This is a genomic window from Arthrobacter sp. G119Y2, from assembly GCF_038069765.1.
Lineage (GTDB): Bacteria > Actinomycetota > Actinomycetes > Actinomycetales > Micrococcaceae > Arthrobacter_B.
Genome location: NZ_JBBPFS010000009.1, coordinates 69,366 through 86,589, shown reverse-complemented (window position 1 = coordinate 86,589; position 17,224 = coordinate 69,366). Strand labels below are relative to the sequence as shown.

Annotated in this window: 15 protein-coding genes, 1 tRNA gene and 2 riboswitches; of the genes, 12 read left to right on the top strand and 4 right to left on the bottom strand. The window is 66.2% G+C overall.

What is annotated here, in order from left to right; genetic code table 11:
• Nucleotides 1–20 precede the first annotated feature (20 nt).
• Nucleotides 21–1,295: an MFS transporter gene (locus tag WKB88_RS16670; protein ID WP_341395677.1), complete on the top strand. Its 1,275-nt coding sequence runs from the start codon at nucleotides 21–23 to the stop codon at nucleotides 1,293–1,295.
• A gap of 62 nt (nucleotides 1,296–1,357) precedes the next feature.
• On the opposite strand, the gene serC is transcribed toward WKB88_RS16670, so the two are convergent.
• A complete protein-coding gene (serC, locus tag WKB88_RS16665; RefSeq protein WP_341395676.1) occupies nucleotides 1,358–2,485 on the bottom strand; it encodes a phosphoserine transaminase in 1,128 nt (375 codons plus the stop codon).
• Between the two features lie 246 nt (nucleotides 2,486–2,731).
• On the opposite strand from serC, the gene WKB88_RS16660 reads away from it, so the two are divergent.
• From WKB88_RS16660 to fdhD, 9 genes are all read left to right on the top strand, one after another.
• The gene (locus WKB88_RS16660) at nucleotides 2,732–3,430 is read left to right on the top strand and encodes a metal-dependent transcriptional regulator (protein WP_341395675.1); all 699 of its coding nucleotides are present in this window, start codon (nucleotides 2,732–2,734) and stop codon (nucleotides 3,428–3,430) included.
• A 65-nt stretch (nucleotides 3,431–3,495) separates the two neighbouring features.
• A riboswitch (cyclic di-AMP (ydaO/yuaA leader) is annotated at nucleotides 3,496–3,706 on the top strand.
• A gap of 2 nt (nucleotides 3,707–3,708) precedes the next feature.
• Nucleotides 3,709–4,482 (top strand): M23 family metallopeptidase, encoded by a 774-nt coding sequence (locus WKB88_RS16655; protein ID WP_341395674.1) that lies wholly within the window; start codon nucleotides 3,709–3,711, stop codon nucleotides 4,480–4,482.
• Between the two features lie 125 nt (nucleotides 4,483–4,607).
• Nucleotides 4,608–4,765: riboswitch (cyclic di-AMP (ydaO/yuaA leader) on the top strand.
• 3 nt (nucleotides 4,766–4,768) lie between these two features.
• A complete protein-coding gene (locus tag WKB88_RS16650; protein WP_341395673.1) occupies nucleotides 4,769–5,599 on the top strand; it encodes an NlpC/P60 family protein in 831 nt (276 codons plus the stop codon).
• 33 nt (nucleotides 5,600–5,632) lie between these two features.
• Nucleotides 5,633–6,424, top strand: coding sequence for an NlpC/P60 family protein (locus tag WKB88_RS16645; RefSeq protein WP_341395672.1), 792 nt, complete (start codon nucleotides 5,633–5,635; stop codon nucleotides 6,422–6,424).
• Between the two features lie 212 nt (nucleotides 6,425–6,636).
• A complete protein-coding gene (locus WKB88_RS16640; protein ID WP_341395671.1) occupies nucleotides 6,637–7,137 on the top strand; it encodes an HNH endonuclease in 501 nt (166 codons plus the stop codon).
• Entirely contained in the window at nucleotides 7,137–7,823 is a 687-nt protein-coding gene (mobA, locus tag WKB88_RS16635) for a molybdenum cofactor guanylyltransferase (protein WP_341395670.1), read from the top strand. The genes WKB88_RS16640 and mobA overlap by 1 nt, the downstream gene beginning before the upstream one ends.
• A 40-nt stretch (nucleotides 7,824–7,863) precedes the next feature.
• A complete protein-coding gene (locus tag WKB88_RS16630) occupies nucleotides 7,864–8,154 on the top strand; it encodes a DUF6457 domain-containing protein (RefSeq protein ID WP_341395669.1) in 291 nt (96 codons plus the stop codon).
• Nucleotides 8,144–9,442 carry a molybdopterin molybdotransferase MoeA gene (locus WKB88_RS16625; RefSeq protein ID WP_341395668.1) on the top strand — a complete coding sequence of 433 codons (1,299 nt, stop codon included), beginning with the start codon at nucleotides 8,144–8,146 and terminating at the stop codon, nucleotides 9,440–9,442. The genes WKB88_RS16630 and WKB88_RS16625 overlap by 11 nt, the downstream gene beginning before the upstream one ends.
• Nucleotides 9,443–9,545: 103 nt before the next feature.
• Nucleotides 9,546–10,373 (top strand): formate dehydrogenase accessory sulfurtransferase FdhD, encoded by an 828-nt coding sequence (gene fdhD, locus WKB88_RS16620; protein WP_341395667.1) that lies wholly within the window; start codon nucleotides 9,546–9,548, stop codon nucleotides 10,371–10,373.
• A gap of 22 nt (nucleotides 10,374–10,395) precedes the next feature.
• Here fdhD and WKB88_RS16615 read toward each other — a convergent pair whose 3' ends face one another.
• Complete coding sequence (locus WKB88_RS16615) at nucleotides 10,396–12,072, bottom strand: sensor histidine kinase (RefSeq protein WP_341395666.1); 1,677 nt, start codon at nucleotides 12,070–12,072, stop codon at nucleotides 10,396–10,398.
• Nucleotides 12,073–12,357: 285 nt separating this feature from the next.
• Between WKB88_RS16615 and WKB88_RS16610 the strand changes: the two genes are divergently transcribed.
• Nucleotides 12,358–14,250 carry an ABC transporter ATP-binding protein gene (locus WKB88_RS16610; RefSeq protein WP_341395665.1) on the top strand — a complete coding sequence of 631 codons (1,893 nt, stop codon included), beginning with the start codon at nucleotides 12,358–12,360 and terminating at the stop codon, nucleotides 14,248–14,250.
• 51 nt (nucleotides 14,251–14,301) lie between these two features.
• Here the strand turns inward: WKB88_RS16610 and WKB88_RS16605 are convergent.
• Both WKB88_RS16605 and WKB88_RS16600 read right to left on the bottom strand, forming a co-directional pair.
• Nucleotides 14,302–14,378 (bottom strand) — tRNA-Arg (locus WKB88_RS16605).
• A gap of 67 nt (nucleotides 14,379–14,445) precedes the next feature.
• Entirely contained in the window at nucleotides 14,446–14,952 is a 507-nt protein-coding gene (locus tag WKB88_RS16600) for a MarR family winged helix-turn-helix transcriptional regulator (protein WP_341395664.1), read from the bottom strand.
• Between the two features lie 101 nt (nucleotides 14,953–15,053).
• On the opposite strand from WKB88_RS16600, the gene WKB88_RS16595 reads away from it, so the two are divergent.
• A complete protein-coding gene (locus WKB88_RS16595; protein ID WP_341395663.1) occupies nucleotides 15,054–17,177 on the top strand; it encodes an MMPL family transporter in 2,124 nt (707 codons plus the stop codon).
• Nucleotides 17,178–17,224: the final 47 nt, after the last annotated feature.

The following is a 17,224-nucleotide window of genomic DNA, read 5'->3' as shown; positions in this document are numbered from 1 at the left end:
TCATGGATCGGCGGTGAGCCGTGTTCCGTTCGCTTAGGCTCTTCAACTACCGCATTTGGTTTCTGGGAGCGCTGGTGTCCAACATCGGCACCTGGATGCAGCGGACTGCCCAGGACTGGCTCGTTTATGACATCCTGACCAACCAGGATGCAGCGGCGATGGGAATCGTCATGGCGCTGCAGCTTGGCCCGCAGCTGCTGCTGGCGCCGTGGGCAGGGCTGATTGCCGACACATACAACCGCCGCAAGGTCCTGCTTTTCACGCAGGTGGCCATGGCTGCGCTGGGTCTCGGCCTGGGCGTCCTGGTGCTTTCCGGCGGGGCCCAGCTGTGGCACGTGTACGCCTTTGCGCTGGCGCTGGGCGTGGTTTCCGCCGTCGACGCGCCGGCACGGCAGAGTTTCGTCTCGGAAGTCGTCGGAGAAACCGACCTGCCCAACGCCGTCGCCCTGAACAGCGCCTCCTTTAACGGCGCCCGCCTGATCGGCCCGGCTGCGGCCGGCCTGCTCACGGTCGCCGTGGGGCCCGGCTGGGTTTTCCTTATTAATACGTTCACCTTTGGCGCGATGGTCCTGGCCCTGCTCAAGATGCGCAGCAGCGAACTGCGGGTCCTGCCCAAGGCAGCTCCGGGGAAAGGCCGCATCAGGGCAGGACTTCGGTATGTCCGCCGCCGGCCGGACCTGATGATGGTGATGCTGGCCATTTTTATCGTCGGCACGTTCGGGCTGAACTTCGCGGTCTACATTGCGGCAATGGCCCGAACCGAGTTCGGGCAGGACGCCGGAGTTTTTGGGCTGCTGAACTCGGTGATGGCGGTTGGTTCCGTGGCCGGAGCGCTGCTTTCGGCTCGAAGGGACAAACCCCGGCTGCGGTTCATCTTCGGGGCCGCCGGGGCTTTCGGCGCGGCCTGTCTGGTAGCCGCTGCCTCGCCGACGCTGCTGTGGTTTGCGGTCTCGCTGATTCCGGTCGGGCTGTTCGCCCTGACTTTGATGACCAGCGCCAACGCCTATGTCCAGACGACCACCACCCCCGTGATGCGCGGGCGGGTGATGGCACTGTACTTCGCCATCTTTATGGGCGGCACACCCCTGGGCGCCCCCCTGGTGGGGTGGGTTTCCAACAGCTTCGGCCCGCGCTGGAGCCTGGGCGTTGCTGCTGCTTCGGGGATCATCACTGCAGTCGTGGGGTTCATCTGGGCCTGGCGGTCCCACCACCTGCGCATCTCCTACGACCGCGCGCGGCCCCGGCGGCTGCACCTGTCCACCCGCGAAACGGAGCAGGACCCGGACACTGTGTAGCGTCCGGATCCCGCGGATCCTGCAGGCCGGAGCCGGGCCCGCGACAGCGGACCGCGGCGCGGCTAGGAGTTTTCGATAACGAAGTCGATGCAGCGGAGCAATGCGCTCACGTCGTCGGGCTCAATCGCCACGAAAGTGGCAATGCGCAGCTGGTTGCGGCCGAGCTTGCGGTACGGTTCCACATCCACGACGCCGTTGGCGCGCAGGGTTTTCGCGACGGCGGCGGCATCGATGCTCTCGTCAAAGTCAATGGTGGCGATGACGTTGGACCGGTCTTCGGGGCGGGCCACAAACGGTGTGGCCACCGGTGACGCCTCAGCCCAGGAGTAGATCCTGGCGGCGGAGTCCGCCGTGCGGCCGGCGGCGAAGGTCAGGCCGCCGTTCGCATTCAGCCATTCAACCTGCGCGTTGAGGGTCACCAGGGTGGCCAGGGACGGCGTGTTGTACGTCTGGTTCAGCCTCGAGTTGTCGATGGCTGTCTGGAGGTTAAGGAAGTCCGGGATCCACCGGTCCGAGGAATTGATCCGCGCCGCACGTTCCAGGGCGGCGGGGGAGAACATGCCCAGCCACAGGCCCCCGTCGGAGGCGAAGTTCTTCTGCGGCGCGAAGTAGTAGACATCGGATTCGGCGAGGTCCACGTCCAGTCCGCCCGCAGCGGAGGTGGCATCGACCAGGATCAGGGCGCCGTCGTCGGCCCCTTCCACGCGGCGCACCGGCGCGGCGACACCTGTGGAGGTCTCGTTCTGCGGCCAGGCGTAGACATCGACGCCGGCTTCGGCCGCCGGATCCGGGCGCGTGCCGGGCTCGGCCTTGATGATGGAGGAAGCCGCCAGGAAGGGCGCCTTATTGGTGGCGGCTGCGAACTTGGAACCGAACTCGCCGAAGGACAGGTGCTGGGCCTTGTTGTCCACCAGGCCGAAGGAAGCCACGTCCCAGAAGGCAGTGGAGCCGCCGACGCCCAGCACGACCTCATAGCCCTCGGGAGCGCGGAACAGGCTCGAGAGTCCCTCTCGGATGCTGCCGACCAGGTTCCGGACGGGAGCCTGCCGGTGCGAAGTGCCCAGCAGGTTGGCTCCGGCGCGTGCCAGGGCCTCCATTTGCTCCGGACGCACCTTGGAGGGGCCGGCTCCGAACCGGCCGTCCAGTGGAAGGAGTTCAGCGGGGATCTTAAGCGCGGCGGTTTCGCCCATGGGTAATCGCTCCAAGCGGTAGGCAGGGTGCTCTGATGTGCCTTTCCATTCTGCCCCACCGGCCGGTTTCCCAGCCATTCGTGACCGACGGTTGCGGGCGGTCCAGCGGTGGGCGGAATTATCTGCACTCTGTACAAATAAGCTAACGTAAGGGGCAATAATGACCTCCGGCGGCGGTGTCCGCCGTTGTTCTCCTGAATCTTTCGCACGAGTAATCTTCCGCACGAGTAATAGGAGCGGCCTGTCATGACGGACCTCATCGACACAACTGAGATGTATCTGCGCACCATCCTTGAGCTCGAGGAAGAGAACATTGTCGCTCTCCGGGCCCGGATCGCGGAACGGCTGCGGCACTCCGGGCCAACGGTGTCCCAGACCATCGGCCGGATGGAACGGGACGGGCTCGTGGTGGTTTCCGGCAACCGGCATCTGGAGCTCACCGAGCTGGGCCGGCGGCGCGCCACCGAGGTGATGCGCAAGCACCGGCTGGCTGAACGGCTCCTTGCGGACGTGATCGGCCTGGACTGGGCCTATGTCCACGACGAGGCCTGCCGGTGGGAACACGTCATGAGCGAGCGGGTTGAACGCCGGCTCTATGAACTGCTGGGACACCCCACCGAATCTCCGTACGGCAATCCCATCCCGGGACTGGAAGGAATCGGCGGCACGGCCGCCGAGCTGTTCCACCACGGGGTTACAAACCTCGTTGCCGCAGTGGCCGCCGCCGAGCCCGGAACCAAGCTGACCCTGGTCCGGCTGGCCGAGCCGGTGCAGGTGGAACCGGAGCTGCTGACCCAGCTGGACGAGGCAGGGCTGCGCCCCGGGGCCGAGCTCACGGCCGAGGTGGTGGCGGGCTACATATCGGTGCGGGTGCCGGGCATCGAAGGAGCCCTGGAGCTTCCTCCAGAGGTCGCCTCACACGTGTTTGTGTCCACCGCCGGATAACGGAATGGTCTCTTTTGGCCGCCGTCCCTTATAGTGACTTACTGACGTTGAAATAGCACCGTTATCCGGGCCTTCCGCCGAACCCTGCCACTGGCCCGGAACTACAGACCGTTCAGGCAGGGGCGGAGGACCCATCAACTGGCAGCCGAGGCTGCCTTGGGGTGAAGCCTCCAGCATCAGCACACAGCCGCTTACAGGCGCACTGTGCCGAGTGTGGGGCCGAGTTTCTCTACTCGAATCCGACAGCTAACTTCGCAGGCATATGAGAGAGGTATATCTTGTCGAAGCACGCTGCCCCGGGCAGACGCCGCGCGTCTGCTCCGGCTACCGCCCCGCGTCCCCGGAACGGACAGGCCTCAGGCCGCCGCCGGGCTGAAACCAAATCGAACTCCATCGGTGATGCAGCACAGAAGGTCGCCATCACCGCAGCAACATCGGGCCTGATCCTTACCGTGGCCCTTCCCACCACCGCAGCCGTCAGCGAACCGGTCCAGGAGATGCAGCCTGCCGCCGTCGAGGAAGCTGTAGTGGTTTCCGCTGATCCCAACGCCAGCGTTGACTTCGAGCGCGCTGCGCTGAGCAGCAAGTTTGATCCGGATGCGAAGCTGCGCCAAGTAGTGGTGGCCTCGGGCACGGAGATAGCCGCAGGTGCCGCGAAGGGCACTCTTGCCACTCCGCTGGCTGCGGACCTGGTTCAAACCTCCGGTTTCGGCTACCGGGTCAGCCCCATCACCGGCAGCGCCGGGGAGCTGCACCGCGGCCAGGACTTCGCAGCAGCCTGCGGCACGGATGTCACCGCTGCCGCTTCCGGCACCGTTACCTTCGCCGGCTGGCACGCCGGCGGGGGCGGTAACCGGATTGTCGTGGATCACGGCAACGGCGTGGAGACCACCTACAACCACATGTCCAACCTCGCGGTGGGTGTGGGAGCGAGCGTGGAACGCGGAGACCTGGTTGGTGCCAGCGGCACCACAGGCGCCTCCACGGGCTGCCATCTGCACTTCGAGGTCATGGTTAACGGGGAAGTTGTCGATCCGCTCGGTTGGTTGTGACCGCAGGATAACCATTCCGTGACCGGAACGTGACATTAAGCAAATGTTGTTGTACGCTCTTCCTCGTGCCTGATCGGCCAAAGATCGGGCACTCTCGAACAGATCGCCGAGCTCTGCCACTGTTTGAGATCCGTTCGCTACATCGCATGGCAGAGGCGGGGGAACCACATTCGGGTTTCGCAAGAAGCCCTAGGGGTTAAGTTGCACGGGCCTTACGGTCCAGCAGCCGGGTGACTCCCATCCGAATCCGACAGCTCACCTCGTAGGCATTGGGAGAGGCAAACTTGTGTCATCAGTAGCTCACGGCCGCCGTCGCGCGGTCACCACTCAGACGAGCCCGATTTCAGCACTATCCCGGGCCGTTACCTCCAACGCTGGATCCATTGGCCGCCAGGCCGCCGTCGTCGTCGCCGCTTCCGGCCTCGTCCTCGCAGCGGGCCTGCCCGCCCAGGCAGCCGTCAGCACCGAACGCCAGGCCCTCGAAGCCACTCCGCTCAGCGCAGTCACCTCCACCGGAGCCGTTTCGGTGTCGGCACAGGCGCCGTTCGAACTGGCAACGCTTCAGTCCGTTTCCTCTGTTTCCGGTGCGGACTACCGCGCACAGGTTGCAGCTGAGGAAGCCGCTGCCGCCGCCGCCGCAGTTGCCCAGGAGCAGGCTGCCGCTCAGGCCCAGCAGGCCAAGCAGGCTGCTGCCGTACAGACCCAGCAGGCCGCCGTGAGCAGCAACGCCTACACCGCGCCCGCTGCAGCCCCCGCAGCCAACACCCCCGCACCGGCAGCACCCGCTCCGGCTCCGGCACCCGCTGCCAGCGGCGTTGGCGCAGCCCTCGTGGCTTCCGCCTACGGCCAGATCGGCGTCGCCCAGGACTGCACCGCCATGGTCGAGAAGGCACTGCGTTCCATCGGCAAGTCCGTTGGCGACCTCGCACCGGCACAGTTCTACGCCTACGGCTCCGTTGTCGGCTCGCCTGAGCCCGGCGACCTCGTCATCACTGCCGGCCACGTAGCCATTTACGTGGGCAACGGCCAGGTCATCAGCGGCGGCTTCAACGGTATGAACACCGTTCTGCACCCGCTCTCCTACCTGGGCGGCGCAAGCTTCGTCCGCGTCAGCTAAGCGCAGCTGCCAGATAACGGAGATTGCACCAACATGTCATCAACACTTGAGCGCGCCCGCCACCGGGCGCCGGTAGAACGCACCGCACCGCTGACGGCGCTGGCCCAGGCCGTAACCGCCAACGCCGGAACCGTAGGACGCCAGGCAGCTGTCGTTGTCGCCGCATCAGGACTTGTCCTGAGCACCGGCGTCGCGGCTAACGCCTCCGGATCCGAACTGGCTCGCGACGTCCAGACCAGCACCCTCGATCTGACTGCTGCCGCGCCGCTGACGGTGCCCCACACCGCCACGGTGAACTTCGACCGCCCCGCAGCGGCCGGCGTTATCCAGGCACCTGTTGCTGCACCGCAGCCGGAAATTGCAGTGCAGGCACAGAGCGGCGCAGAGCTGGACGCAGCAACACAGCAGACCGCAGCCCCGGCACTGGAATCGACGGAAGCCGCTGTGGCACCCGCCGCATCCGGCGCTGCTGCTCAGGAAGCCCCCGCCGCCTCCTCGGGGACGGCTGCGATCATTGCCGCAGCGGCCTACGCGCAGCTTGGCGTCTCGCAGGACTGCACCATGCTGGCGACAAACTCGCTTGCTGCAGCCGGCATCAGCTTCCACGACTGGCCTGCAGGCTACCTGTCCCTGGGCAGCACCGTGAGCGCTTCTCAGGCCGTCCCGGGCGACCTGATCTACTACGCCGACGGAGGCATGGGCATGGCCCACATCGCTGTCTACATCGGTAACGGCCAGGCGATCCACGGTGGTTTCAACGGCAATTCGACTGTCGTAGCACCGGCCGAGCTGGGCTCCGGAGGCGTATACATCCGGGTCGGATAGGCACTCCGCCACCAGCTGTACCGCCGGTTCCATCACCGGCCGTCAAGGGTTCTTCCTTCGGGGAGGGCCCTTGAGCCGTTTAAGCCCCGTACTGCCGCGGGAAATGGCCAAGACCCGGATCGGGGCATACTCTTTTCCATATCATCCGAAGTATCGTCCTCCTCCGTCGGTGGACTGCTCCGCCGACGGACCGGCATGCGAAGAGGAATTGCATGCGCACTCTCGTTTTGAATGCCGGCTACGAGCCGCTGGCGGTAGTGAGCTTCCGCCGGGCACTGGTGCTGGTGCTTTCCGGCAAAGCCAGCGTTGTCGCGGAGAGCGGCGACCCGGTGGTGGGCCCCACCGAAATCCTTCCCCGGCCCTCCGTGATCCTGCTGCACCGGTATGTGAAGATCCCGTATCGGGAAGGCACGGCGGCAACCCGGCGCGGGGTCCTGCGACGCGACGGTCACCAGTGCGCCTACTGCGGGAAAGCCGCCTCGACAGTGGACCATGTCCTGCCCAAGTCACGAGGGGGAGGGGACAGCTGGGAGAACATGGTCGCCTGCTGCCTGCGCTGCAACAATGCCAAGGGCGACCGGACACTCAGCCAGATGGGATGGCAGCTGAGGTTCCGCCCCCAGCCTCCGCGGGGCGCGAGATGGCAAATCCGTGAACTTGAACGTCCGGCGCCGCAGTGGAACCAGTTCCTGGACGCCGGCACAGCAGCCTGATGCCTGACGTCAACGGGGAATTGCCCTGCTTCAACGCCATTATCCTGGCCGGCGGAAGGTCTTCGCGGCTGGACGGGACGCCCAAAGCGCTGCTGCAGGTGTCCGGCCGTACCTTGTTGGGCGTTGCCCTGGATGCTGCGGCTGCGGCTTCAGCGGTAGCCGTCGCCGGTCCCGAGAGCCTGTCCGCGGCTGTCGCCGGCGCCGGTGCGGACGCCCTGCTGGTGCGGGAGGACCCGCCGTTCTCCGGGCCGGCGGCAGCGGTGGCAGCAGCCTCGACTGCGCTGTCGGCGCTTGATGCCCGCATCGGCAGGCCGCCGCCGGGCTGGACACTGGTTCTTGCCTGCGACATGCCGTTTATCGGTGCCGCTGTCGGTACGCTGCTGGCTGCCGCGGCCGCCGATTCCCAGGGCTGCGCAATGGAGGGAGAGCAACCCCGGTCACTGATGGCGGTTGACGAATCCGGCCGGGCGCAGCCGTTGGCCGCACTGTATCTGACCGCTGATTTGGGTGCGGCGGTACGGCAGCACGACAGGCCTGGCGGGCTGGAAAATCTCTCGATGAAGAGGCTCCTTGCTAGGGTGCAGAGGAGGGACGTTGCGGTGCCCGCCCACAGCACGGCTGATATCGACACGTGGGAGGACGCCCGGCGATGGTCGGTGGAAACCGGCCGCCCCGCAGACATCTAAGGCCCGGCGTGTGGGAGAAGGCCAGCTTAAGGAGCAGGAAATGGCAAGCCAGGAAGAACAACTCGAAGCGTGGTGCGGCCGGTTGCTGACCGCCTTGGAGCTGGAAGGAACCGCGGTGGACGTCGACGCAGTGCTGCAGTTGGCATCCGCCGCCGCGCACTCGGTGGTCCGTCCCGCTGCTCCGCTGACTACCTTTGTGGCCGGGTTCGCGGCAGGATTGGCGGCGGGCAGCGGACAGGCAGACGACGCCGTCGCCATGGGCGCAGCAATGCGCGTGGCGGCACGCGAATGCAAGAACTACGGCGAAACCGGAGACTTCAATGACAACTGACAATTCCACTCCCGTGATACTTCCGCTGCAGCCCAACTCGCCCTGGGCACAGGCGCGCAGCCTGGCTTTCTCGGCGGGCCGGCCGCTGCCCTATGAAACTGTTCCCCTGGCCGAAGCACTGGGACAGGTGCTGGCCGAGGACATCACCGCCCTGCAGCCGGTCCCGCACTATGCCTCGTCCGCGATGGACGGCTGGGCCGTGGCCGGTGCCCCGCCGTGGCGGCTGGTGACGCATCAGGAACCCAAGACGGAACGGTGGCAGATCCACAAGGAGTCCGGACGCCGGCCGCTGCAGCCGGGTCAGGCCGTCGCCATCCTGACCGGCGGCGTGATTCCCGCCGGAGCGCACAGCGTGCTGCGCTCGGAAAGCGGGATCCTCTCCGGAGGAGACAGCCCGGTGCTGTCCCTCAGCGAATCTGCCCGCAGCGATGAGCCCCGGACCGGCGAACACATCCGTCCCGCCGGGGAAGAGGCAGCAGCCGGGGAAGTGACGATCAGGCGCGGCACACTGCTGAATCCTGCGCACATCGCCCTGGCCGCAGTGTGCGGGCACGACACCCTGCCGGTGCTCCGTGCGCCGCGCGTGTCGCTTTTGCTCACCGGTGATGAGGTCATTGAGTACGGTATCCCGGAATCCGGCCAGGTCAGGGATACTTTCGGGCCGCAGCTGCCGCAGCTGGTCACGATGCTGGGCGGCCGGATGGACGTCGTCAGGCGCCTGTCCGACCGCTACGAGGACGTGGTGGCCGCCCTGAGCACCGATGCCACGGATGAAACGTCCATCGCCATGTCCTCCGGCGACGTCCTCATCACCACAGGCGGCACCGGCAGGTCCGAGGCGGACCACCTCCGGCAGGCACTGGAGGACATGGACGCGGAAATGCTGATCAACGGCATCGCCATGCGCCCGGGCCATCCCACCATGCTGGCGCGGCTTCCGGACGGACGGCTGCTCGTAGCCCTGCCCGGAAATCCGCTCGCCGCAATGATGGCGGTGTTCACTGTGCTGTCACCGCTTCTGGACGGGCTGCGGGGTGCGCCCCTGTCGCCGGAACGGCACGTCCTGGCGGGCGTAGACATTGAGCCGCTGCCGGGACGGACCCGTCTGGTGCCCTGCCGGATTGAAAACGGGCGGGCGCTGCCCTCACCCTATTTCCGGTCAGGAATGCTGCGCGGCATTGCTGATGCCGATGCGATCATGGTGGTACCCGACGCCGGGTGCACCAAGGACGAGGCAGTCACTGCGTTGCCGCTGCCCTGGACCGTCAACGAACCTCCGGCACACTAAGCAATCACCGGGGATGGTGCAGGCCCGAGCACTGAGTTTAAATGGGGCCAGGGGGTTTAAATGGGGCCAGGGGCACAAGAGGGACGGCGGCTAAGGAGACGGAATGGGACGGGTTACCCGGCGCGCGCACATCACGAAGTTCCGCACGGACGGAACAGTCACCAAGCGCGAAGACGTGCTGGCAGGCGAGGAGCCTTTGGAGATCCGTGTCGGCGGCCGCTCCTTTACTGTCACCATGAGGACACCCGGTGACGATTTTGACCTCGTCGCCGGGTTCCTCGTCTCGGAAGGCATCATCTGGGACCCGGGACAGCTGATCAGCCTGCGCTACTGTGCAGGCGTCGACGAGTCCGGACAGCAGACCTTCAACGTGGTGGACGTGCAGCTGCGGCCGGGAACGGCGCCTCCGGACACATCCATGGAACGGCACGTCTACACGTCCAGCTCCTGCGGCATCTGCGGCACGGCGTCCATTGAAGCGGTGCGCAAGTCATCACACTTCTCCCTGGGGGAGGACGACGTGCGGGTCCCCCTTTCGGTGCTGGCGGGACTCCCGGAGAAACTGCGCCGGAAGCAGACGGTGTTTGACCGCACAGGCGGTGTCCATGCGGCGGGGCTGTTCAGTGCCGACGGGGAGCTGCTGTGCCTGCGGGAAGACGTCGGACGCCACAATGCCGTGGACAAAGTGGTGGGCTGGGCCCTGCGCGCCGGGATGCTGCCGCTGCGCGGAACGGTCCTGCAGGTCTCCGGGCGTGCGTCCTTCGAGCTGGTGCAAAAGGCCCAGCTTGCCGGCATTCCCGTGCTGGCCGCGGTCAGCGCGCCGTCGTCGTTGTCAGTGGAGCTGGCGGCGGACGCCGGAATGACACTGGTGGGCTTCAGCCGCGGATCCTCGCTGAACTGTTATGCGTTTCCGGAACGGATTTCCGTCTGAGCCGCCTGCAGCCCAAGCCCTGCTAGCGCTGTGCCGGAACCTGCACCGTGACCGTGGTGCCCCGGCCCATAACGGAATTGATGTCCAGTTCTCCGCCGTGCTGAAGAACGATGTCCTGTACGATCGCCAGTCCGAGGCCGGTGCCGGGAATCGCGGCAGCCGTGGCATTGGAGGCCCGGAAGAACCGCCGGAACAGCTTCGGAATGTCCGCCTCCGGAATTCCGATGCCGGTGTCCGCTATCTTGACCCGGATTTGCGGTCCGGAATCCGTGCTGACCGCGTCAGCGAGCACATCCACGGTTCCGCCCGGGGGAGTGAACTTTACTGCGTTGGAAATCAGGTTCGTGAAGACCTGTTCCAGCTGAGCCTTGTCCCCCTCGACGAGGAGCGGCACCGTCACCGGCCCCAGTGCGAGCGTGATCTCGTTCGCTGCCGCGGCCGGCGCCAGAGCCGCTGCCACCGCTCCCAGCAAAGCGGCCACATCGATTTCTTCGACGGCACGACTGGCACGCGCGTCGCTTCGGGAGATCGTCAGCAAGTCCGATATGAGCTGGTTCAGCCGCGCTGCGTTGCGTCCCACGATGTCCAGCATCTCGACCATGTGCGGGGGAACCTCCCCGGCGGAACCGTCAAGGATCAGCTCAAGGTAGCCGGTGATAGAGGTCAGCGGCGTCCGCAGCTCATGGTACACCGTGGCCACAAAATCGGTTTTCGCCTGGTCCAGCTCCCGTAACCGGGACAGCACCTCCCGCTGCGCCGTAATGAGGTGTCCCTGCACCAACCCGTGGGCAAGGTTTCCGCAGACATGCTGGATCAGGGACAGCTCAGTCCTGCTCCAGTGCCGCGCGCCTGTTGTTCCCGCGATCCAGATATAGCCGAGCACCTGGTCGCCGTGGGCCAGCGGTGCGAATACGGAGGTGGTTAGCGGTGCCGGGGCAGCAACCGTCAGGACCCTGCTGTCCGGATCGTCGGGCCTGTGGTGGTCCTCCACCACCAGGACGGTCTCCCGCTCCCAGAGCGATGCGCACAGGTGGAGGGCTTCCTCCGGAGGAACCGGCAGAAGGTCCTCCGCCGGACGGGCCCGGTTCCAGGCGGCAGACAGCTGGGGAACCCGCTCCCCGGCGAACGTTTCCAGCCGGACGTGGCAGGCGTGGAAGGTGCGGCCGAGGCCGCGCACAACGAGGGCAGCCATGCGTTCCGGGTCATTGGTGCCGCGCAGTGCAGCAGAGATGGCACGGGTGTCGTCCCGCAGTCGGGCGGCCGCCACCTTGCGCCGCCTGGTGGCGCGGCTGCGGGCGAGGACCAGCGCCACCCGCGCGGCCAGATCAGTTTCCTGCACCTGGCCGGCAACGAAGTCGGTAATGCCGAAACGGACCATCGCCTCAATGTCCAGGTCCTGGGCACCGGACAACAGAATGACCGGGAGGCCGGCGACGGAAGGCTCCTGCCGAAGGCGGCGGAGCTGGTCCGGCAGTGCGGTGCGCAGCATCGCCGAATCCACCACGCCCAGAACGACGTCGTGGTCCCGCATCGCCCGTATGGCCGCCGAATCGCCGTCGACGTGCAGCGTTTGCAGGCCTGCCGCGCGCAGCACGGTGTCGGCGGCGGCCCTCAATTCCCCGGTGCGCACCCCCACCACGGCATACTGCACGTCGGCGTCACTGGACGCAGCATGCAGTGGTTGAAGCACCGTGGGCATGGAAGCCTTCCTCGTCTGCCGGCAACCCGGGAGAGGGTGCAGCGAATGGAAGTGTACCAGCGGACCCGCCGGTGGATGTGGTGGCCGGCACATCCGCCGTCCGCTGTTGAAGGGCGCAGGGCGGCGCCGCGTCCGGCCGGTGTCCGCCGCAGGCCCCGCAGCCGATGCCGCAAACCTGCCACAGGCCCGGCCGCAGACCCCGCCGCAAACCGCGGCAGGAGCGGCGGGAATGGAGTGTCGGTGCCGAGGCTTAAACTGAAGAGTGCATACAACGAAGGCGGCAACATGAGCATGGAAGGCGCGGCGTGGAGTTCCCTTCATAAGATCTCCACAGCCAGGGGCAGCGACAACAAGATTTCCCGGGAGACGCTCCGGCGGATCATCACTTTCGCCTCTCCTTATAAGAAGCAGCTGATCGGCTTTGTGCTGCTGTCCACGCTGGGTGCTTTCCTGGCGGTGGCCACCCCGGTCCTGGCCGGTGAGGTCGTCAACGCCATAGTTGCAGGCTCGACTGCCGGCCTGGTCATCCGGCTTGCACTGCTGATTGCCGCAGTGGCCGTTGCGGACGCGGGAGTGTCGCTGGCGACGCGGTGGTTCTCCTCCCGGATCGGCGAACAGGTAATCCTGGACCTGCGTACGGCGGTGTTTGACCACGTGCAGAAAATGCCGATCGCGTTCTTCACCCGCACCCGCACCGGCGCCCTGGTCAGCCGCCTCAACAACGACGTCATCGGTGCGCAGCAGGCCTTCAGCGGAACCCTCTCCGGTGTGGTGAGCAACGTCGTCGCGCTGGTGCTGACCCTGATCGTCATGCTCAATACGTCCTGGCAGGTGACCGTGCTGGCCATGCTGCTGCTGCCGGTTTTCCTCATTCCGGCCCGCCGCATGGGCGGGAAGCTGGCGGGGCTGCGGCGCGAAGCCGCAAATCACAATGCCTCGATGGGAACGCAGATGACCGAGCGGTTCTCTGCGCCGGGGGCGACCCTGGTCAAACTGTTCGGCCGGCCCGAGCAGGAGTCGGAGGAGTTTGCCGTCCGTGCCGCCAGGGTCCGCGACATCGGCGTCAAGATGGCCATGATGCAGGCCGTGTTTGTCACGGCACTGACGCTGGTTTCGGCACTGGCCCTGGCGCTGGTCTACGGGCTGGGCGGATATCTGGCCCTCAGCGGGAGCCTGAACACCGGCGACGTCGTCACCCTGGCGCTTCTGCTGACCCGGCTTTACGCGCCGCTGACCTCGCTGGCGAACGCCCGCGTGGAAATCATGAGCGCAGTCGTGAGCTTTGAGCGGGTCTTCGAGATCCTGGACCTGAAGCCGCTGATTCGCGAAAAGGAGCATCCGGTGCCCGTTCCGGACGGTCCGCTGGGGGTGGAGTTCGACGACGTCCGGTTCGCGTACCCCACAGCCGACAAGGTTTCGCTGGCCTCGCTGGAGGATGTGGCGGTGCTGGACTCGCGCGGCGGCGAGGAAGTGCTGCACGGCATTTCGTTCCGGGTTGAACCGGGCCAGACCGTTGCCCTGGTGGGCACCTCCGGTGCGGGCAAGTCCACCATTGCCCAGCTGCTCTCCCGGCTGTACGACGTCGACTCCGGAGCGGTGCGCTTTTCCGGCACCGACGTGCGCGATGTCAGCTTCGCCGCAATGCGGCAGGCGCTGGGCATGGTGACCCAGGACGGGCACCTGTTCCACGAGAGCATCCGCTCCAACCTGCTGCTGGCAAATCCCGAAGCCACCGAGGAACAGGTCTGGGATGCGCTGCGCCGCGCCAGGCTGGAGGACCTGATCCGGTCCCTGCCCGACGGCCTGGAGACCATGGTGGGGGAGCGGGGCTACCGGCTGTCCGGCGGAGAACGGCAGCGGATGACCATTGCCCGCCTGCTGCTGGCCCAGCCGCGCATCGTAATCCTGGATGAGGCGACAGCCGCCCTGGACTCCACCTCTGAAGCCGCGGTTCAGGCAGCGCTGGGCGAGGCATTGGAAGGCCGGACGGCCGTCGTCATTGCCCACCGGCTTTCGACGATCCGCAATGCGGACAAGATCCTGGTCATCGAAGGCGGGCGGATCGCCGAGCAGGGAACCCATGCTGAGCTTCTGGAACTGGGCGGCCGGTATGCGGAGCTGCACGGCACGCAGTTTGCCGTGGAAACGGTCCCGGACGAGGATGCGGTCCGCGGTTAGCGGTACACGGTTAGCGGTGCGCGGCCCTGACGTGGGCCGCCGAAACGTGTGTGGTGCCCCCGGCCGGAATCGAACCGACGACCTGCCCTTTAGGAGAGGGCCGCTCTATCCTACTGAGCTACGAGGGCGTGCCGCCGGGCTGGCCGGCAGGCGGTTATCAGCTTACCTGTTTCTGCGGTCCGCGTGCTGCACCCGTTACGGTGCGTGTTGATCCGTACCTGTGCCGGGAGCGGGGCGGGGGGCAGTCAGCGCCGCCTGATGCGCGGCGTAGGCCTGGCGCATGTCCTCCATGAACCGGCGTACGGTTTCGAGTTCTTCACTGGAGTATCGGCTCATGACCTCATCCGTCAGCGCTCCGAGAGGCCCGAAGTAGGCCGCGGCCAGCTGCATGGCCAGCGGCTCGAAGTGCAGGGTCACCTTCCGACGATCGGCATGGCCGCGGTTGCGGTGAATGTGCCCGATCCGCTCCAGCCGGTCAATAACCGCCGTCGTCGCTCCCGTTGAGGTCCCCAGCATGGTGCTGAGCTGCCCGGCGGTCAGGGCTTCCCGTCGCGTTTCGGCTTCCATGATCATCGTGAGTGCGCGCATGTCCGTGGCGTTGAGGCCCTCCCGGTGCGCAAAAGTATCCGCGACACGCTGCCCGTCAAGGGCCATGCCGCGGATCGCGTTGACGATGTCCCGCCGCAGATCCTTCTGTTCCACCCTCTTATCGTAACTCTATGTTGAAGTATCTCTATAAGTGAGATACTTTTCCGAGGAGATACTTTTATTTTGCACCAGGAGCAGACATGTATGCAGGGATTGTGAAATCGGCCAAAACGGCCTGGATCACGCTGCTGCTGAGCCTTGCGGTCGTCATCGGCCTCTTTGCTTTGCCGGCGCAGGAGAACGAGGCGTCCACGGTGGGCGGGCTCGACGAGGAATATCAAACGACCCAGGTCAATGAACTCCTGGAAGAATTCCCCGACGCCCAGGAATCGACGGCACTGATCGTCGTATCCCGGGAAGACGGCGAGGCCATGACCGACGCCGATCAGGCCGCGATCGCGGACATCAACGCGGCAGCCACCGAGCTCGGGGCCGTGGGGCCCCCGCCGCAGGTGCGTCCGATTGTGTCCGAGAACAAGCTCGTCGCGTTGGTTCCAGTCACGCTGCAGGCGGCAGCCGACGACGGCGATGCCGTCTCGGCAGAGGTGGAAAGCCTCCGCGAGGGAATCTCCGAGGCGGCGCCCGCAGGGCTGACCGCGCAGCTGACCGGCGGAGCGGCGTTCACCGCGGACCTCGCCGGGGTATTCTCCGGCGCCAACTTCATCCTGCTCACCGTCACCGCCGGCGTCGTGGCACTGCTGCTGCTCATTACATACCGGTCACCCTGGCTGTGGCTTGTGCCGCTGGCGGTGGTGGCAACCATCGAACAGTCCGCCCTGAAGGTCGTTGACCTGCTGGCACCGGTGGTCGGCATTGACGTGGACCCGTCGGCGGTGGGGATCACCAGTGTGCTGGTCTTCGGTGCCGCCACCAACTATGCGCTGCTGCTGATCGCCCGCTACCGCGAAGAGCTCCGGATCCACGAGTCCAAGTACGCGGCCATGGGCAAGGCGCTGACCCGGACCAGGGAAGCCATTATCGCCTCCGGCGGTACCGTCATCCTGGCCCTCCTCGTGCTGCTCTTCACCGACACCATGAGCTACCGGGGCCTGGGCTTCTCAGCAGCCACCGGCATTGTCCTGGCCATTCTCAGTGCCCTCTTCATCCTGCCCGCGGCCCTGGTTCTGCTGGGACGGAAACTCTTCTGGCCGTTCGTGCCGAAGGTCGGCGATGCCGCCCGAGAAGGCAAGTTCTGGGGCAAGCTCGGCGAGGCTACGGCCCGTGCGCCCAAGCGCATTGCCGGTGCCGCCGTCGTCGTCCTGTTGGCCGCCGGCGGACTGCTGTTCAACGTGCAGATCGGCCTGAGCGAAAACGAGCAGTTCACCGAAAAGCCGCAGGCCGTTACGGCCGCCGAAACACTCGCTGAAGGTTTCCCCGCAGGATCCTCCTCGCCGGTGATCGTGCTGGTGAACTCCGACAGCGCCGATGCCGTAATCGAGGAAGTTTCGGCCCTGGAGAGCGTGTCCGGAGCCGAAGCGGCCTCCGAACACGACGGCCTGACACGCATTGACGTCATTGACACCTATGAACCGGGCACCGCCGAGTCCAACGACTTCATCGAAGAACTGCGCACGGATCTGGCCGCGAACCCGGAGTACGGCGCACTGGTCGGCGGCGAAGCAGCGGAACGGGTGGACCAGCTCGCCGCCAACCAGCACGACCTCACCCTGGTGGTGACCTCCGTGATCATCCTGGTGTTCCTGGTCCTGCTGGTGCTGCTGCGCAGCATCGTGGCGCCGGTGCTGCTGGTGGCCTCAGTGCTCCTGACCTTCGTTGCGAGCACCGGCATCAGCTGGTTCCTGTTTGTGAACGTGCTCGGCTTCCCGGCACTGGATACGCTCACGCTGCTGTACTCGTTCATCTTCCTGGTGGCCCTTGGCGTGGACTACAACATCTTCCTCACCACCCGGGCCCGGGAGAACGCCATGACCATGGGCACCAAGCAGGGCATGCTCAGCGCCCTGCGCTCCACCGGCGGCGTGATCACCAGCGCCGGCATCCTGCTGGCAGCAGTGTTCGCCGTCCTCGGCGTGCTGCCGCTGGTGACCCTGACCCAGGTGGGCATCACCGTGGCCATCGGTGTCCTGCTGGACACCCTGGTGGTTCGAACGGTCATTGTTCCCGCGCTGGCCTTCACCCTCGGCGAGAAGTTCTGGTGGCCGTCAAAGCCGGCCGGCCAGTCCGGAACCGGAGGCCGGCACGAGGCACAGCCGGGGAATGACTCGGGTCCGAACCTTGAGAGCGCACCGGTGGGCGCGCACCGCGCCAACGTGCGCTAGCCGTACAAGGACGGCTCGCTAACCGAGTTTCACACCGAACAAACGAA